At 34.1% G+C, this 16,000-nt stretch carries 19 protein-coding genes; 13 read left to right on the top strand and 6 right to left on the bottom strand.

The features are described 5' to 3' along the window. Nucleotides 1-585: 585 nt before the first annotated feature. From ACSVH5_RS03900 to ACSVH5_RS03890, 3 genes are all read left to right on the top strand, one after another. Nucleotides 586-1,224, top strand: coding sequence for a peroxiredoxin (locus ACSVH5_RS03900; protein ID WP_438060149.1), 639 nt, complete (start codon nucleotides 586-588; stop codon nucleotides 1,222-1,224). An 82-nt stretch (nucleotides 1,225-1,306) separates the two neighbouring features. Continuing rightward, nucleotides 1,307-1,615, top strand: coding sequence for a thioredoxin family protein (locus ACSVH5_RS03895; RefSeq protein ID WP_438060148.1), 309 nt, complete (start codon nucleotides 1,307-1,309; stop codon nucleotides 1,613-1,615). A gap of 54 nt (nucleotides 1,616-1,669) precedes the next feature. Further along, the gene (locus ACSVH5_RS03890) at nucleotides 1,670-1,927 is read left to right on the top strand and encodes a DUF6952 family protein (RefSeq protein ID WP_159683555.1); all 258 of its coding nucleotides are present in this window, start codon (nucleotides 1,670-1,672) and stop codon (nucleotides 1,925-1,927) included. An 80-nt stretch (nucleotides 1,928-2,007) separates the two neighbouring features. Here ACSVH5_RS03890 and ACSVH5_RS03885 read toward each other — a convergent pair whose 3' ends face one another. After that, nucleotides 2,008-2,565, bottom strand: coding sequence for a DUF4494 domain-containing protein (locus ACSVH5_RS03885; RefSeq protein WP_438060147.1), 558 nt, complete (start codon nucleotides 2,563-2,565; stop codon nucleotides 2,008-2,010). Nucleotides 2,566-2,812: 247 nt separating this feature from the next. Here ACSVH5_RS03885 and ACSVH5_RS03880 point away from each other — a divergent pair, with 247 nt between their 5' ends. Then, nucleotides 2,813-3,247 carry an acyl-CoA thioesterase gene (locus ACSVH5_RS03880; RefSeq protein WP_438060146.1) on the top strand — a complete coding sequence of 145 codons (435 nt, stop codon included), beginning with the start codon at nucleotides 2,813-2,815 and terminating at the stop codon, nucleotides 3,245-3,247. 12 nt (nucleotides 3,248-3,259) lie between these two features. Continuing rightward, nucleotides 3,260-3,649, top strand: coding sequence for a DUF1398 domain-containing protein (locus ACSVH5_RS03875; protein ID WP_438060145.1), 390 nt, complete (start codon nucleotides 3,260-3,262; stop codon nucleotides 3,647-3,649). A 218-nt stretch (nucleotides 3,650-3,867) separates the two neighbouring features. Here the strand turns inward: ACSVH5_RS03875 and ACSVH5_RS03870 are convergent, their stop codons facing one another. Beyond that, the gene (locus ACSVH5_RS03870; RefSeq protein WP_438060144.1) at nucleotides 3,868-4,905 is read right to left on the bottom strand and encodes an RluA family pseudouridine synthase; all 1,038 of its coding nucleotides are present in this window, start codon (nucleotides 4,903-4,905) and stop codon (nucleotides 3,868-3,870) included. Then, the gene (locus tag ACSVH5_RS03865; protein ID WP_438060143.1) at nucleotides 4,895-5,521 is read right to left on the bottom strand and encodes a PASTA domain-containing protein; all 627 of its coding nucleotides are present in this window, start codon (nucleotides 5,519-5,521) and stop codon (nucleotides 4,895-4,897) included. Before ACSVH5_RS03865 ends, ACSVH5_RS03870 begins: the two co-directional genes overlap by 11 nt. Before the next feature lie 120 nt (nucleotides 5,522-5,641). On the opposite strand from ACSVH5_RS03865, the gene ACSVH5_RS03860 reads away from it, so the two are divergent. The 3 genes from ACSVH5_RS03860 to ACSVH5_RS03850 all read left to right on the top strand — a co-directional run bounded on the left by ACSVH5_RS03860 (nucleotide 5,642) and on the right by ACSVH5_RS03850 (nucleotide 7,765). Continuing rightward, a complete protein-coding gene (locus ACSVH5_RS03860) occupies nucleotides 5,642-6,613 on the top strand; it encodes a D-alanine--D-alanine ligase (RefSeq protein WP_438060142.1) in 972 nt (323 codons plus the stop codon). Nucleotides 6,614-6,665: 52 nt separating this feature from the next. Next, on the top strand, nucleotides 6,666-7,133 hold the full coding sequence (gene coaD / locus ACSVH5_RS03855) for a pantetheine-phosphate adenylyltransferase (RefSeq protein WP_438060141.1): 468 nt from the start codon (nucleotides 6,666-6,668) through the stop codon (nucleotides 7,131-7,133). 65 nt (nucleotides 7,134-7,198) lie between these two features. Next, complete coding sequence (locus ACSVH5_RS03850) at nucleotides 7,199-7,765, top strand: PhnA domain-containing protein (protein WP_438060140.1); 567 nt, start codon at nucleotides 7,199-7,201, stop codon at nucleotides 7,763-7,765. A gap of 119 nt (nucleotides 7,766-7,884) precedes the next feature. Here ACSVH5_RS03850 and ACSVH5_RS03845 read toward each other — a convergent pair whose 3' ends face one another. After that, complete coding sequence (locus ACSVH5_RS03845; protein WP_438060139.1) at nucleotides 7,885-9,231, bottom strand: DEAD/DEAH box helicase; 1,347 nt, start codon at nucleotides 9,229-9,231, stop codon at nucleotides 7,885-7,887. 113 nt (nucleotides 9,232-9,344) lie between these two features. Here ACSVH5_RS03845 and ACSVH5_RS03840 point away from each other — a divergent pair, with 113 nt between their 5' ends. Next, nucleotides 9,345-11,072, top strand: a complete 1,728-nt coding sequence (locus ACSVH5_RS03840; RefSeq protein WP_438060138.1) for a M14 family metallopeptidase — start codon at nucleotides 9,345-9,347, stop codon at nucleotides 11,070-11,072. Nucleotides 11,073-11,085: 13 nt separating this feature from the next. Here ACSVH5_RS03840 and ACSVH5_RS03835 read toward each other — a convergent pair whose 3' ends face one another. Beyond that, nucleotides 11,086-11,688, bottom strand: coding sequence for an NUDIX hydrolase (locus ACSVH5_RS03835; RefSeq protein ID WP_438060137.1), 603 nt, complete (start codon nucleotides 11,686-11,688; stop codon nucleotides 11,086-11,088). 7 nt (nucleotides 11,689-11,695) lie between these two features. Between ACSVH5_RS03835 and pyrE the strand changes: the two genes are divergently transcribed. Together pyrE and ACSVH5_RS03825 are read left to right on the top strand one after the other, a co-directional pair. Further along, nucleotides 11,696-12,343: an orotate phosphoribosyltransferase gene (pyrE, locus tag ACSVH5_RS03830; RefSeq protein ID WP_438060136.1), complete on the top strand. Its 648-nt coding sequence runs from the start codon at nucleotides 11,696-11,698 to the stop codon at nucleotides 12,341-12,343. Nucleotides 12,344-12,363: 20 nt separating this feature from the next. Continuing rightward, entirely contained in the window at nucleotides 12,364-12,756 is a 393-nt protein-coding gene (locus tag ACSVH5_RS03825; protein ID WP_438060135.1) for an SRPBCC family protein, read from the top strand. Between the two features lie 54 nt (nucleotides 12,757-12,810). Here the strand turns inward: ACSVH5_RS03825 and ACSVH5_RS03820 are convergent, their stop codons facing one another. Beyond that, a complete protein-coding gene (locus ACSVH5_RS03820; RefSeq protein WP_438060134.1) occupies nucleotides 12,811-13,539 on the bottom strand; it encodes a biotin--[acetyl-CoA-carboxylase] ligase in 729 nt (242 codons plus the stop codon). A gap of 96 nt (nucleotides 13,540-13,635) precedes the next feature. Between ACSVH5_RS03820 and rsfS the strand changes: the two genes are divergently transcribed. Together rsfS and ftsH are read left to right on the top strand one after the other, a co-directional pair. Then, a complete protein-coding gene (gene rsfS, locus ACSVH5_RS03815) occupies nucleotides 13,636-14,007 on the top strand; it encodes a ribosome silencing factor (RefSeq protein WP_438060133.1) in 372 nt (123 codons plus the stop codon). A 16-nt stretch (nucleotides 14,008-14,023) separates the two neighbouring features. Further along, complete coding sequence (gene ftsH / locus ACSVH5_RS03810; RefSeq protein ID WP_438060132.1) at nucleotides 14,024-15,949, top strand: ATP-dependent zinc metalloprotease FtsH; 1,926 nt, start codon at nucleotides 14,024-14,026, stop codon at nucleotides 15,947-15,949. Nucleotides 15,950-16,000: the final 51 nt, after the last annotated feature.

Genomic DNA, 16,000 nt, shown 5'->3' with positions numbered 1-16,000 from the left:
TAAGTTCAATTAAATATGTTTTTTTTTAAAAGATGTAATTTTTTTGTTTTGTTGCTAATGCGGTGCATTGATACTTTGACTATGAACCTAATCAAATTTTCGGAATTGCCCCCTGCCCTCTCAGGCAATGAAATTAGTTAAGGAAAAATCAATCATTTGCATGTTGATTTTAGAGTAACGATTTTATTTCATTCAGATAGGTAAGTCGCTCAAAAACAAGTGGTTTTTAATTTACTAGCACAAAATCTAAAATCAAGAATCGTTACTCTTAATCTAAAATCTCTTAACTTAATGACATTGCCCTTTCGGGGTTAGCCTAGCAAGACTTAGCATAAAGCGGGACTTTGTTTCTATAAAAGACTATAGTATCCTACTCCTAAAAAAATAGCCAAAATAGACTCACAAACTACTAGTTATCAATATTTTAAATTATCTACAACGTTTTCGTTAAAAACTGTTATTTTTTTACAAAATAAGCAACTACTATCCGATTATAGTTAATTATAATTAAAACTTTTAGCATCTCGAATACTTACTCATTACATTTGCCAAACAGAAATAAACAAAATTTAAATCATAATCATTATGTCATTAGTAGGTAAAAAATTTCCAAGTATTGCGGTTGATGCTATCTCTGAAATGGGAGATAATTTGAAAATCAACATTTTTGAAGAAGCAGTAAACAATAACAAAAAAGTATTGTTGTTCTGGTACCCAAAAGATTTCACTTTTGTATGTCCAACAGAATTACACGCTTTTCAAGCCGCTTTACCAGAATTTAACAAAAGAAACACTATAGTTATTGGTGCTTCTTGCGATACTAACGAAGTACACTTTGCTTGGTTGAACACACCAAAAAACAATGGTGGTATCGAGGGAGTAACGTATCCAATCTTGGCTGATACTAACAGAAACTTGGCTAATATTCTTGGCATTTTGGATATCGAATCTACTAGCTACAGCGAAGAAACTGATTCAGTAATCATCGAAGGATCCAATGTACCTTACAGAGCTACTTATTTGATTGACGAAACAGGTAAAATTTTCCACGAAAGTGTAAACGATATGCCATTAGGTCGTAATGTAAACGAATATTTACGTTTGGTAGATGCTTACACTCACATTCAAGTAAAAGGTGAAGTTTGCCCTGCTAACTGGGAAGCTGGTAAAGAAGCAATGACTGCTGACAGAAAAAGTACTGCTGAATACTTAAGCTTAAACTAATTTTAGAAAGACTCTAAGTTACTAAGTTGCTAAGATTAAAAACTTAGAAACTTAGAGTCTTATCAACTTTAAACAAAAAATTATGTTAATCGAATTAAACGAAGATACGTTAGGGACTTTGGTAGCACAAAACGAAAAAGTAGTGGTTCAATTCTCGGCTTCTTGGTGTGGTAATTGCAGAATTATGAAGCCAAAGTTCAAAAAAATGGCCACCGAAAACGAAAACATTACGTTTGTTTTGGTAGATGCAGAAAACTCACCTGAGTCTAGAAAGTTAGCCAATGTGAGTAACCTACCCACTTTTGCAACGTTTGTTGGAGGAAAATTAGTTAACGAAACACAGACTAACAAAGCAGAAGTTTTAGCCGATTTGGTAAAAGAAATCGCTTAATAAAACGAGTAATTACCACTTACAATTATTTCCAATCTATATACATTTATTCCGATGAAATTACCTGTTATCAAACACCTTACTCAATTTATAGAAGAAAACGATCAAGATTACATCATTGAAACAATAGAAGTTTTAGAAGCACTTACAGAAGTTCCTTCTTTGAAAGACGAAGAGTTGGATGTTATTGGCGAATTGATTTCGAATATGTATGGCGCTTTGGAAGTACATAAAATGGTGAAAACGGGCACTGATAAGAAAGAAGCATTGAACACCTTTATGAAGCGTGTTTTGGGATCAATCGACAAATAAGTTCTGTTTTGTAATTTATCAAAAAGCCTGCAAAGACAATGTTTTTGAAGGCTTTTTGATTATATAAAATTAGGAAAAAATTATTCCATTTCTTCAAGTAGTTCTGCTTTTAGCGCTTCGGTTTCGAAGGTGTCCGTATCGAATTTGGGCGCTGTTGATGCTTTTAAGGCATTGAAATGTTCTAGTGCTTCCGTTTCATCTTCTTCTCCACTAAAATAAGGAAAAACATCCACAATAGGAGATTCAGAAATAGCTGGAATAGTGTACTCGCCCATGGTGTTTTTCATCGCGATTGTAGTATTATCATACGCCTCTTTTACATCATTTGCTTGAACTAAAAGATACATATTGGTTTTGCGCTCTTTGCCACTTTCTTCATCAAAAGCCAACAAAGACACTTTACTTTTGAACCAACGATCCGCATTTTCAAAAGGATGAATTTCGGCATAGTTCCCCACTTTTATATTGGTAATCTTGAACTCTTCACTGATATACGTTGCCATTTCTTCGTTTATTCTTTTTTCAGCCTCGGTGTAGGATAAGGCGTCTACCAAATAAGGTTCCGTAGTAATCTTTTGTCCGCCAGTTTCATCTGTTTTTCTGTACTTTACTTTACATTCGTACCAAATTGTGCTCATCTTTATTTATTTTTAGGGTGCCAAAGATAGATTTTAACACAAACAAAAGAGCGAATTATTCAAATAGATATTCACAATTTTAGAGTAAAACAATCAATATCCCTATTCCCAACAAATTAAAAAAATACCGCTAAAACAGATTGAAGTAAAAAACACAACTTTCTGTTAATCCAAATTCTTTCTCCCCAAAAAACCACATATATTCGTAATTTTGCCCCTCATTACAAAAAAAAAAAAAAACATATTTATGGCTACATTTAGCAAACAACTCTCTTTTCGTTGGTCCGATTTAGATCCCAATTTTCATATGCGACACAGTGCTTATTATGATTTTGGCGCGCAACATCGTATTGAAATTTTAGAAGAATTAGGGCTAACGTTACACGTGATGAAAACCCAACATTTTGGCCCTGTTTTGTTTAGAGAAGAATGTGTTTTTAGAAAAGAGATTAACCTTTCGGATACCATTGTTATGCAAACGAAAATTGCAAAAATGAAACCTGATGCTTCACGCTGGTCTATCGTACATGAATTTTACAGAGAGGATGTTTTGTGTGCAACGATAACTGTAGATGGTGCTTGGATGGATACCAAATTAAGAAAATTAGCCCAACCGACTCCACAAATTGTAGTCGATGCATTGAATTCATTTCCCAAAACAGCCGATTTTATTTCACTTTAAATACCAAGGTCTATGTTTACAATCGCTCAGATTAAAGAAGCACATAATAAAGTAAAATCAGGTGCTGATTTTCCAAAATACATTCAAGATTTAATCAACTTGGGGGTCATTGGTTACGATACTTTTGTTACCGATGGTCACGTAGAATATTTTGGTAGTAACAATTACAGAACAACTGCAACAGAAACTTATGATACTCTGGCAATAGCTAGTTCAACAAATAAAGAAAGATTTATAGAGTTTTTAGTAATGCATCAAGAAGGTCAAACCGATTATATAACCTTTTGTAACCATGCTGCACAATGCGGAATTGCGCAATGGACCGTAAACATCATCGAAAAAACGTGTACCTATTTTGATGATAGCCAAAATAGCATTCTAATTGAGAAGATTCCGATTTAATCAAGAAAAACACTATAAACTGAAAATCAGCAAGGTAGGATCCCAATTTTTACCGCAAATTCGTAAATTATTTCAATTCTGAATATTTTAAAATTTGCGAATTTGCGGTGATAATTTTTTTAGAACCTAAGGTGAAATGCACTGAAAGCACACAATTATAAACTCTATTTGTGACCAATAAAAAAGGACTTGTCATTGTGTTGTCAAGTCCTTTTATTTTATTCTTCATTGGTTTCGTGTGTCTTGCAGTAATTGCGCCATCTATCGATACAATCCTGAAAATCTGCTGGTATTTCTGTATCAAAACGCATCATTTCGCCTGTTGTAGGATGGACAAAACCTAATGTTTTAGCATGCAAAGCTTGTCTCGGCAAGGCTTTAAAGCAATTTTCTATAAACTGCTTGTATTTTGTAAACGTTGTCCCTTTTAGAATCAAATGCCCTCCATAACGTTCATCATTAAACAACGGATGACCAATATGCTTCATGTGCGCTCTAATTTGGTGAGTTCTTCCTGTTTCTAACTGACAAGAAATCAAAGTAACATAACCAAAACGTTCCAACACTTTATAATGAGTAATAGCTGGTTTCCCAATTTCTGGATCATCAAAAACAGCCATTTGCATTCTATCTTTCAAGTGTCGCGCAAGGTTTCCTTCAATAGTTCCATTATCAGCTACAACATTGCCCCATACCAAAGCAATATATTCACGCTCTGTAGTTTTGGCCTCAAATTGTTTGGCCAAATGCGTCATTGCTGCTTCCGTTTTTGCAACTACTAACAATCCTGAAGTATCTTTATCAATGCGATGTACCAATCCAGGGCGCTCGCTACTATTCATCGGCAAATTATCAAAATGATGTGCTAATGCATTCACTAAAGTACCAGTGTAATTTCCGTGACCAGGATGCACAACCATCCCTGGATCTTTATTCACCAACAATAAAGCCGCATCTTCATACACAATATTTAGTGGTAGATCTTCTGGAAGAATATGATTTTCAAAGGGTGGATGCGATAACATCACCGTTATTACATCAAAAGGCTTGACTTTGTAATTGGATTTTACTGGAATATCATTTACAAAGATATTCCCATCCGTAGCGGCATTCTGAATTTTATTTCGGGTAGCATTCTGAATCAAATTCATCAAATACTTATCGATTCTCAAAATGGCTTGCCCTTTGGGAACCTCAAAACGATAATGCTCAAATAACTCGTCTTCTAAATCTAAGGTTTCTATATTATTGTTCATTCATTGGAGTTTCTGATTCTACAGCAGGAGTTAATAAACTATCTTTGGCTGCTTCATCTTCATAAGTGGCTTTACCATCTCCTAATACCAAATCAATTTTAGAAGCTTTTAAAACACGGTCTCCGGCTTTTAAATTTCTACCTTTAAAGCGCATTTCCAATACCATGTCTTTCGCTAAATTTGGAATGTAAGTGACTGTTCCTGCTTCTAGTCCTAATGCTTTAAGCGTAGGTACAGCCTCGCGATAGGTCTTCTCTATCAAATTTGGGATCTGAACGGAAGAAAAACCTGAAGAATTAATTTTAATATATACTTTTCGACCTACTTTTACTTTTGTTCCTGGTAAAGGATCTTGCTCAACAACGCTAAATTTTGGATAATCACCTCTGTAATCTACACTATCCAAAAGCTCATAATCCAAGTCTAAATCGTCTAATTTCTCCTCTACTTGTTCCTCTGTAAGTTTAGCCAAATTTGGAACAGAAATCTCATGTCCATGATCTGTTGTAAATGTCAACCAATGCATAAATAAATAGCCCAAAACAGCAATAATAGCAAAGGCTAGAAACAATTGCCCAAAAAAAACGCGACTAGTCAAATACTTACGTAAACTCATAAATTTATTTTTAAGAAGCAACAAAGATAAAGGTATTTCGTTTCAAAAAAAATGATAATTTTGTTTTGTATACGTTTAATCTTTTGATCGATTAAACGGTTAACCGATTAAACATTTAAAATGAAAAATATTGGCATCATCATGGGAGGCTATTCTAGCGAATATAAAATCTCTCTTATCAGCGGAAATGTAGTTTACCAAACTTTAGACAAAACCAAATATAACGGATATAGAATACACATTTTTAAAGAAAAATGGGTGTATGTTGATGCAAATGATGCCGAATTCCCAATCGATCGCAATGATTTTTCGGTAACTGTAAATGGAACTAAAATCACCTTCGACTGTGTATTTAATGCCATTCACGGTACGCCAGGTGAAGACGGTTTACTCCAAGCTTATTTTGAACTTTTAGGTATCCCACAAACCGCTTGTGATTATTATCAAGCAGCACTAACATTCAACAAAAGAGATTTATTATCAGTTTTAAAACCCTATGGCATCAAAACCGCGACTTCATATTACTTAAACAAAGGCGACCTTATCAACACAGCCGAAATCGTAAAAAAAGTAGGACTGCCTTGCTTCGTAAAACCAAATAAAGCGGGCTCTAGTTTTGGAATTTCTAAAGTAAAAACAGAAGCTGAACTCCCTATCGCTATCGAAGTTGCTTATAAAGAAGATAACGAAATCATTATTGAAAGTTTCTTAGATGGCACCGAAGTTTCCGTTGGAGTAATCAATTACCAAGGAAAAATCACAGTCTTACCTATCACCGAAATTGTTTCTGAAAATGATTTCTTTGATTACGAAGCTAAATACGAAGGAAAATCACAAGAAATTACTCCAGCTCGTATTTCTGATGAAATGACTCAAAAAGTAGGCGACATTGCAAAACGTGCCTATGAAGTTTTGAAAATGAAAGGCTTTTCACGAAGCGAATTCATAATTGTAGATGGCGAACCGCACATGCTAGAAATGAATACTATTCCTGGTCTAACCACCGAAAGTTTGATTCCGCAACAAGCCAGAGCAGCAGGAATCTCGCTCGAAGATTTATTTACTAATGCAATTGAGTTGGCACTTAAGTAAGTTTCTTAGTAGCTAAGCTACTAAGTCCTTAGCAACTCACAACTTTAAAAAAATGAAAAAAGCCATATTCCCAGGATCATTTGACCCAATAACCTTAGGTCACGAAGACATTATCAAAAGAGGCATCTCTCTTTTTGATGAAATCGTTATTGCAATTGGTGTCAATGCCGAAAAAAAATACATGTTTTCATTAGATGAAAGAAAACGCTTTATTGAAGAAACTTTCAAAAATGAACCTAAAGTAACGGTGATTACTTATGAAGGATTGACCATCGATTTGTGTCACAAGCTTAAAGCAAATTTTATCTTGAGAGGACTTCGCAATCCAGCCGACTTTGAATTTGAAAAAGCCATCGCTCACACCAATCGCCGTCTGTCTAAAATCGAAACCGTCTTTTTATTAACAGCAGCTCGAACCTCATATATCAGTTCGAGTATTGTGCGTGATGTCATTCGAAACCACGGAGCTTATGAAATGCTTGTTCCTGACGCGGTAAGAGTAAAATTACATAAATTATAACTTTAAAAACAAATAGCAGCAGTAACAAGATTAGCCCTGCTTTTACACCTAAACAAAAAAATAAAATGAGTATAGAAAGAGAATTAAATAAACGAAGTGGAGGAAAATGTGAACTTTCAGGTGTTACCGAAGATTTGAAAGTATATCAGATTCTTCCCACTCGAAAAGGTGGATTAGATGAAAGTGTTTTGATCAGTGCTACGCTTATTGAACAAATAGAAAATCCTGAAAAAATGGATAGTAACCTTTGGCGATGTCTAAATGAAAGTATGTGGAGCGAACACCTTCCGGTACAAGTACTTTCTTGGCGAATGTTGAGCAGATTGCGCAATCAAGAATTACTTGACCAAATGTACCTAGACGAAGATGATTTGGCATGGGCTCAAGCAACTGGCGAAGGTGAAGAAGATGAAAATAAAATCATCCACAGAGATAGTAATGGCGTCATTCTAGAACACGGAGATTCTGTAGTCTTGATTAAAGATTTGAAAGTAAAAGGCTCAAGTATGGTAGCCAAACAAGGCACCGCCGTTAGAAATATTCGCTTAGATCATGAAAATGCAGAGTACATCGAAGGAAAAGTAGATGGTCAACAAATCGTTATTATTACACAATATGTAAAGAAAATTTAATGATCAGTGGTCACAAAAAGAGTAATCAGCTATTGTTGTAAATAAAAAAATCGTTAACCTGAATGTGTTAACGATTTTTTTATACATTTAATTGATCTCCAAAATATGGATACAGTGCACTACTCCTCCTCTTTTTTGATCACTTTTCTGGCGACTTCAATTTTGAATTTTTTTCCTTTCATTTTTTCCTCTTTCACTAAGTGAAGTAAATCTTTGACTTTATTGTATTTCACAGCAGCAAAGGATATAAAATCTTTGACTTCAATTAAGCCTAAATCACCTTTTTCTAGCTTCCCCTTTTGAGAAAAGAAACCAACAATATCAATCTTATTGAGTTTATTTTTTTTACCTCCGCTAATGTAAATTGTTTGAAACTGTGGTGGTTTTGGCAATATTGTAGTTGAACTTAACTCCAAGACCGGCATAGAATAATCAATGTAATCCAGTTTTTTTTCACTTTCGTTTACAATTAAATAAGCCGTACCAGAGGCCAACATACGCGCAGTTCTACCATTTCTGTGTGTAAACTCCTCTTCTTTTAATGGCAAATGATAATGAATAACGTGTTTCATTTCTGGGATATCCAATCCACGAGCAGCTAAATCGGTAGTAATTAAATAGCTCATACTCCCATTTCTAAACTGAATCAAAGCACGTTCTCGTTCTTCTTGATCCATACCACCATGATAGTAAGTAGCATAAATCCCTTTTTCATTCAGGGTATCGCTAATACGTTCTGCAGCATCTCGATGGTTGCAAAAAACAATCGCGGCTTCAGATTTCAAAGAGCATATCAACTGAAATAAGGTCATCAATTTATCCTTCTCTTTAGAAATAACCATTTGTAAGGAAAGATTATTTTCTTCTTTGGACTCAGGAATAAAATCTAAAACCAAAGGATTGACCACTCGTGTATATTTAGGAATCTCAATGCCAGAAGTAGCCGAAACCAAAACTCGTTTGTTAAGTTTTGACAATTTTCCAATTACAAAAGACATTTGTTCATGAAACCCGAGTTGCAAGGACTTATCAAATTCATCCAAAACGAGTGTCTGAATTTTGTCCAAACGAAAAGTTCCTCTATCAATATGATCAGCAATTCTTCCTGGCGTTCCAATCAAAACAGCCGGTGGATTACTTAAATTTTTAATCTCGGTATCAATAGAATGCCCTCCATAACACACATTTACTTTGTAACCTGTGCTCATTTTTTTCCAAACTTGTTCAATTTGCAAACCCAATTCACGTGAGGGAACTAAGATTAAACATTGTACCGAAAGAATTTCAGGTTGTAACAGCTCGAAAATAGGCAATAAAAAAGCCAATGTTTTTCCTGATCCGGTGGGAGAAAGCAATAAAACATTGTTTGCATTGATAATCGCTTCATGCGAGACTTCTTGCATCTCATTTAGACTTGAAATCCCTAAACTATCAAGAATCGGTTTAAAATTATGTGGTATATTCATGGTGCAAAAGTAATTAAAATAGTTGGCTGTGCCTATTTTCAGCAGTTGGCAAAGCAATGATCGAAATAAAATAGAAATAAGTATATTTGATTTTTTCTCATAAACACAAAACCATGAAGTTTATTACCAACCTACTTTTACTGTTTTCATTATCTATTTTGGCACAAAAGAATAGTAAATACGATACCTTTTTCGAAAAAGGAAATGGAAACCAATCGGCTACTTACGAAGAAACAATTCAATATTACCAACTTTTAGCCAAAAATTTCGCTACTATCAAAATCATAGAAATGGGTTTAACCGATAGCGGCAAACCATTACACATTGTTATTTTCAATCCTGAAAAAGAGTTTGATTTTAAAAAAATACATACCAATAAAGCGGTAGTTTTACTCAATAATGGTATTCACGCAGGAGAACCCGACGGTATTGATGCCAGCATGCAATTGTATCGTGACTTGGCTTTAGGTAAAATAAAAGCACCCAAAAATACCGTTTTGGTATGCATACCTGTTTACAACATTGGAGGAGCCTTAAACCGAAATTCAACTTCGCGTGCCAATCAAAACGGTCCAGAAGAATATGGGTTTAGAGGCAATGCCAGAAACTATGATTTGAATCGCGATTTCATAAAATCAGACACCAAAAACACTAAAAGTTTTGTTGCAATTTTCCGTTTGACAAATCCTGATGTTTTTATTGACAATCACGTGAGCAATGGCGCCGATTATCAGTATAAATTGACCTACATCATGACCCAACACAACAAATTAGGAACTGTCTTGGGAAATTTTCTAAACGAAGAAATGATGCCTAACATCGTGAATGATTTACTAAAAAAGAAAATTGAAAGCACTCCTTATGTCAATACTTTCTCAGATACTCCTGATAAAGGCTTTGGGCAGTTTTTTGAAAGTCCACGTTTTGCAACAGGTTATACTTCCTTATTCAATACTATCGGATTTGTTGTTGAAACACATATGCTAAAAAATTATGCTGATAGAGTAAAAGTAACTTATGAATACATGCGATCTGCTATCGATTTTACAGATGCAAATTATCAAAAAATCAAAAGGCTTCGCGTTGAGAATGAAGCGCAATACGCACCCAACAAAAAATATGCTATCAAATGGGAATTGGATACCACAAAAAAAACAAATCTCCCGTTTTTAGGCTTTGAAGCAAGTTACAAAAAAAGCGATGCAACCACCGGCAATCGTTTATTTTATGATCGAACAAAACCATACAAAAAAGACGTTCCTTTCATCAAAGAATTCAAAGCCGTCAGAGAAATTGAAATTCCTAAGTATTATGTTATTCCACAAGGCTTCTGGCCAATTATTGATGTATTACAACACAACGGAATCAACATGAAAGCTATAGCAAACGATACTCTAATAACTGTAGAACGCTATCGCATTGCGGATTTTAAAACCACAGCTAATGCTTACGAAGGTCATTATTTACACAGAAATACCACAGTAAAAGCTACGACTGAAAAAGTTGCCTTTAGAAAAGGTGATTTTTTAATTCCTACGCAACAAAAAGGGGTAAAATATCTATTAGAAACATTGGAACCTGAAGGTGTCGATTCCTTTTTTAATTGGAATTTCTTTGACACACTATTACAACAAAAAGAAGGCTATTCCGATTATGTTTTCGAAGATACAGCCGCACAATTACTAAAAGATAATCCCAATTTAAAATCAGAGTTTGAAGCTTTGAAAGCAAAAGACGGTGCTTTCAACAAAAATCCAGAGGCACAACTGGATTGGATTTATAAACACTCTATATATTACGAAAAAGCACATCTTAATTACCCAGTATATCGCATTTTATAAAAGAGAAAAGCTCCTATTTTAGGAGCTTTTCTTCTTCAAATAACAATTTTATATTCTCATACGAGTTTTGTAAGGCCTCTTTAATTTGTTCAGGATTTAGCCAAGCTACTTTTTCAATACCTTCTTCCAACTGACCTTCGGGTTGTCCTTCAAATTTGGATTGCATTTCAAACCAATGCGTGACTTTAAGTTTGTATTTTCCATTGCGTTTAAAAACATGATAGGTTTTTTGTAATTTTCTAGTAATCGAAAGTTTAGTAACTCCGGTTTCTTCCTCAACCTCTCTCATGGCTGTAACCTCTATTGCTTCTCCTTTCTCAATTCCTCCTTTAGGCAAATCCCATTTTCCGTTTCTAAAAATAAATAAAACCTCCCCTTTTTTATTGTAGACAAGTCCGCCTCCAGCTTTACAAACCGGAATTTTGGCCTTCAAAGTCTTCATTATTTCTTTCTCGTCAGGATGATACAAATAAGCTTTTTGTATTTTATTCTGAAATATTTTCACTATAATTCGCTCTACATCAATGCTTTCCAAAAGAAACAATTCAAAATCAGTTTCTTTAGAAATTTGATTTGTCAAAAAAAGTGGTTTGTCGTTCACAAAAACTTTATACATTTGCACTATGATTTTTAATAAAACTACAGCCGAAAAAACAGCCGAATTGCTTTTGCAAATAAATGCAATTAAATTGAATCCCGGAAATCCTTTTACTTGGGCATCTGGCTGGAAATCCCCTATTTATTGTGATAATCGTCTAATTCTTTCATTTCCAGCAATACGAAATTATGTTAGAGACGAGTTTTCTAAACACATAGAAAAACAATTTGGCAAACCTGATGTAATTGCTGGTGTTGCAACTGGCGCTATAGGTATTGGGATGCTAGTAGCAGAAAGCATGGGACTTCCATTTGTTTATGTTCGACCAGAACCTAAAAAACATGGAAGACAAAATCAAATAGAAGGTTTTCTACAAAAAGGTCAGAGTGTAGTCATTGTCGAAGACTTAATTAGTACAGGCGGAAGTAGCTTACAAGCTTTTGAAGCTTTGAAAGAAGCTGGTGCAAATGTCAAAGGTATGGCAGCAATTTTTACTTATGGTTTTGATGTTTCTGAAGAAAACTTCAAAAAAGCAAATTTAGATTTGTTCACCTTGAGTAATTATCAAAATTTACTCAATTTGGCTGTTGCTAAACAATATATTACAGAAAAAGAAGAAAGCACCTTAAGAGAATGGAATGCCTCTCCTTCTACATGGGGAGTTTCAAAATAATACAATTTAACAGATAAAAAATGAATTTAGAAAGCCCTAAAGTTGCTGTATCAAAGTCTGCTCAAGAATTATTTGATTTATTGACAGATGTCAGAAACTTTGAAAAATTAATGCCTGACAACATCGCAAAATTTGAAGTGATTGGGGACGATGCTTTTATTTTTGGATTAAAAGGAATGCCTGAAATCAAACTAAAAATGAAAGAAAAAGTTGCTCCTAACAAAGTAGTTCTTGGCGCAGCTAGTGATAAATTACCATTTACACTTACCGCTTCGATTGATTCAATTTCTGATGCATCGAGCGAAGTAAAATTGGATTTTGAAGGTGAATTCAACCCAATGATGTCCATGATGATCAAAGGACCTATTGGTAAATTCATCGAAACCTTAGCAGCTAACATGACCAAATTATAAGCATAGTTTGAAATAATTCACAAAAAAGGGTAATGATTATTGCCCTTTTCTTGTTTAATAGAGTAATTGAATCTCTTTTATATCAAAATCTTCTACACTATCATCTTCCAAAAGCACCTGAAGTTTTCCAACAGAAGACACCCCCTGAATAATCCCCATAAAATGGATTCCTTTTTCATCAGCGAAAGGCATGGGAACCCCTTTCTTAAATAACAATTGAGAATAATAATTCCAGAAAAAAAGTTCATTTTCCTGCCACAGATTGATTTTTTGTTTGAATTTTTTAACGATCAATTCTAAAATTAATTCACGATCAAACTCCACTTCACAAAGCACAGCCAAAGAAGAAGCTTTGGGTAAATCCGAAAAATCAGTTTGATTGACATTCAATCCCAAACCTATTATGGATTCAATGGCTCCATCACTTTTAATGCTATTTTCAATCAAAATGCCACCAATTTTTTTGGAATATGACATTATGTCGTTTGGCCATTTTATACTTAATTCTGGTACTTTGTAATTTTCTAAAACCTCAATAACCGCTAATGCAAAAGCTATATTCAAGTGAAATAACAAATTAATATCTTGAAAAAAATCTCTTACCAAGATACTCATAATCAAATTTTTACCTTTTTCAGATTCCCATTTCTGCCCCATTTGTCCCCTCCCTTTTGTTTGAACTTCGGCTGTAACCACTGTAAAATTAACAGTTTCAGGAAGTGACGAAATTCCTTTAAGGAAATCATTTGTAGAATCTATGGCATCGAGTTTGATTAACTTCATGTATTATTTTTTTAATAAACATAATTAAATATTATGTTAAGGTTCAAAAATAATCACAAAAAATGGTAACTTTACAAACTTATATAAAAATAATTCATGGCGAAAAAGACTATTAATAATGACGTTTTATTAGCAAACATCATCAAAGGAATCGAAGAGGTAAAAGGAAATGATATTGATATTCTTGATTTAAGAGACATTGACACAGCAGTATGTGATTATTTCATAATTTGCAATGGTACATCCAACACTCAAGTAAACGCAATTGTGAACTCTATTCAAAAAACAGTTTCCAAAGAACTTAAAGATAAACCTTGGCATGTTGAAGGTACTGATAATGCAGAATGGGTATTGATGGATTATGTGAATATTGTAGTTCACGTTTTTCAAAAACACATCCGTGAATATTACAATATTGAAAGTCTATGGGGAGATGCCAAAATAACAACTATTGAAAACAAATACTAAAGAAACTTAACTTCTAATGGCGAAAGAGAATAATCCAAATTCCAATAAATTTAAAATAAGTCCTTGGTTAATTTACGCGGCGATACTAATCATATTTGTATTAATAAACTTTGCAACAGGTGGTTCAAGTTTAGAAGAGGCTTCTCAGTTAACTTCTTCTAAATTTAATGACTATTTAGAAAAAGGGCAAATAGAAAAAGTTATCGTTTATAACAAATCAGAAGCAGAAGTTTTCTTGAATGCTGCTGCATTGAAAGAGGCAACTCATCAAAAAGTAGCCAAAGATGTTTTTGATAGACCTAATAAAGGTCCGCATTACACCTTAGAAATTGGTAATGACCAAATTTTTCAAACTAAGTTAGAAAAAGCGGTTAAGGAAGGGAAATTAAAAGATTTCAACTTTTTACAAAAAAACAATTGGTCTGATATTTTAATTAGCCTACTCCCAATCATCATCATTATTGGTGTATGGATTTTCATCATGAGAAAAATGTCTGGTGGCGGAGCTGGAGGTGGTGGACAGATTTTCAATATTGGAAAATCTAAAGCCAAATTATTCGATGAAAAAACAGACATTAAAACTACTTTTAAAGATGTTGCTGGATTAGAAGGAGCCAAAGAAGAAATTCAAGAAATTGTAGAATTCTTAAAAAATCCAGAAAAATACACCAATTTAGGAGGTAAAATTCCAAAAGGAGCATTATTAGTTGGTCCTCCGGGAACAGGTAAAACTCTTTTAGCTAAAGCTGTTGCAGGCGAAGCTCAAGTACCTTTCTTCTCCTTATCAGGTTCTGATTTTGTGGAAATGTTTGTAGGTGTAGGTGCTTCACGTGTACGTGATTTATTCAAACAAGCCAAAGAAAAATCGCCAGCCATTATCTTTATTGATGAAATTGATGCTGTAGGTAGAGCTAGAGGAAAAAACAATATGTCCGGCGGAAACGACGAGCGTGAAAATACCTTGAACCAGCTTTTGACAGAAATGGATGGTTTTGGCACCAACTCCAATGTAATTGTATTAGCAGCTACTAACAGAGCAGATGTGTTAGACAAAGCGTTAATGCGAGCAGGACGTTTTGACAGACAAATCTTTGTTGACCTCCCAGATATTCGCGAAAGAGCAGAGATTTTTGCCGTTCACTTAGCACCAATTAAAAAAGTAGAAGGATTAGATTTAGACTTCTTAGCTAAACAAACCCCTGGTTTCTCTGGTGCTGATATCGCAAATGTTTGTAACGAAGCTGCACTTATTGCAGCTAGAAACAACAAAACCGCAGTTGATAGACAAGATTTCTTAGATGCAGTAGATAGAATCATTGGTGGATTAGAAAAGAAAAATAAAATCATTACCCCAGAAGAAAAACGTGCCATAGCGATACACGAAGCGGGACACGCTACTGTGAGTTGGATGTTAGAACATGCTGCACCACTTATAAAAGTAACTATTGTCCCACGTGGACAAAGCTTAGGAGCAGCATGGTATTTACCAGAAGAAAGACAAATCGTTAGAACAGACCAAATGTTAGACGAAATGTGTGCAACTATGGGCGGGAGAGCTGCTGAAAAAGTAACCTTTGATAGAATTTCTACTGGTGCCTTGAGTGATTTAGAAAAAGTAACTCGCCAAGCTAGAGCAATGGTAACTATTTACGGATTAAACGATAAAATAGGGAATGTAACGTATTATGATTCTACAGGTCAAAATGAGTATGGCTTTTCAAAACCATATTCAGATGATACTGCTAAAATTATTGATGCTGAAATTTCAGAATTAATAGAAGGTCAATATCAAAGAGCAATCAAAATATTAAAAGAAAATAAAGATAAACTGAACCAATTGGCTGATATTTTAATTGAAAAAGAAGTAATTTTTAAAGATGATTTAGAAGCCATTTTTGGAAAGAGAACCTTCGATAAAAATCTAGAAGAAAAAGTTTCTTAGAAATTAATTATATAGCATATTTTTTTAAAATCTTAATTCAAAATCAACTTT

Source organism: Flavobacterium sp. RSSA_27 (assembly GCF_051547125.1).
Lineage (GTDB): Bacteria > Bacteroidota > Bacteroidia > Flavobacteriales > Flavobacteriaceae > Flavobacterium.
The sequence above is the reverse complement of the archived record's forward strand: the minus strand, read 5'-3'. Positions and strand labels throughout refer to the sequence as shown.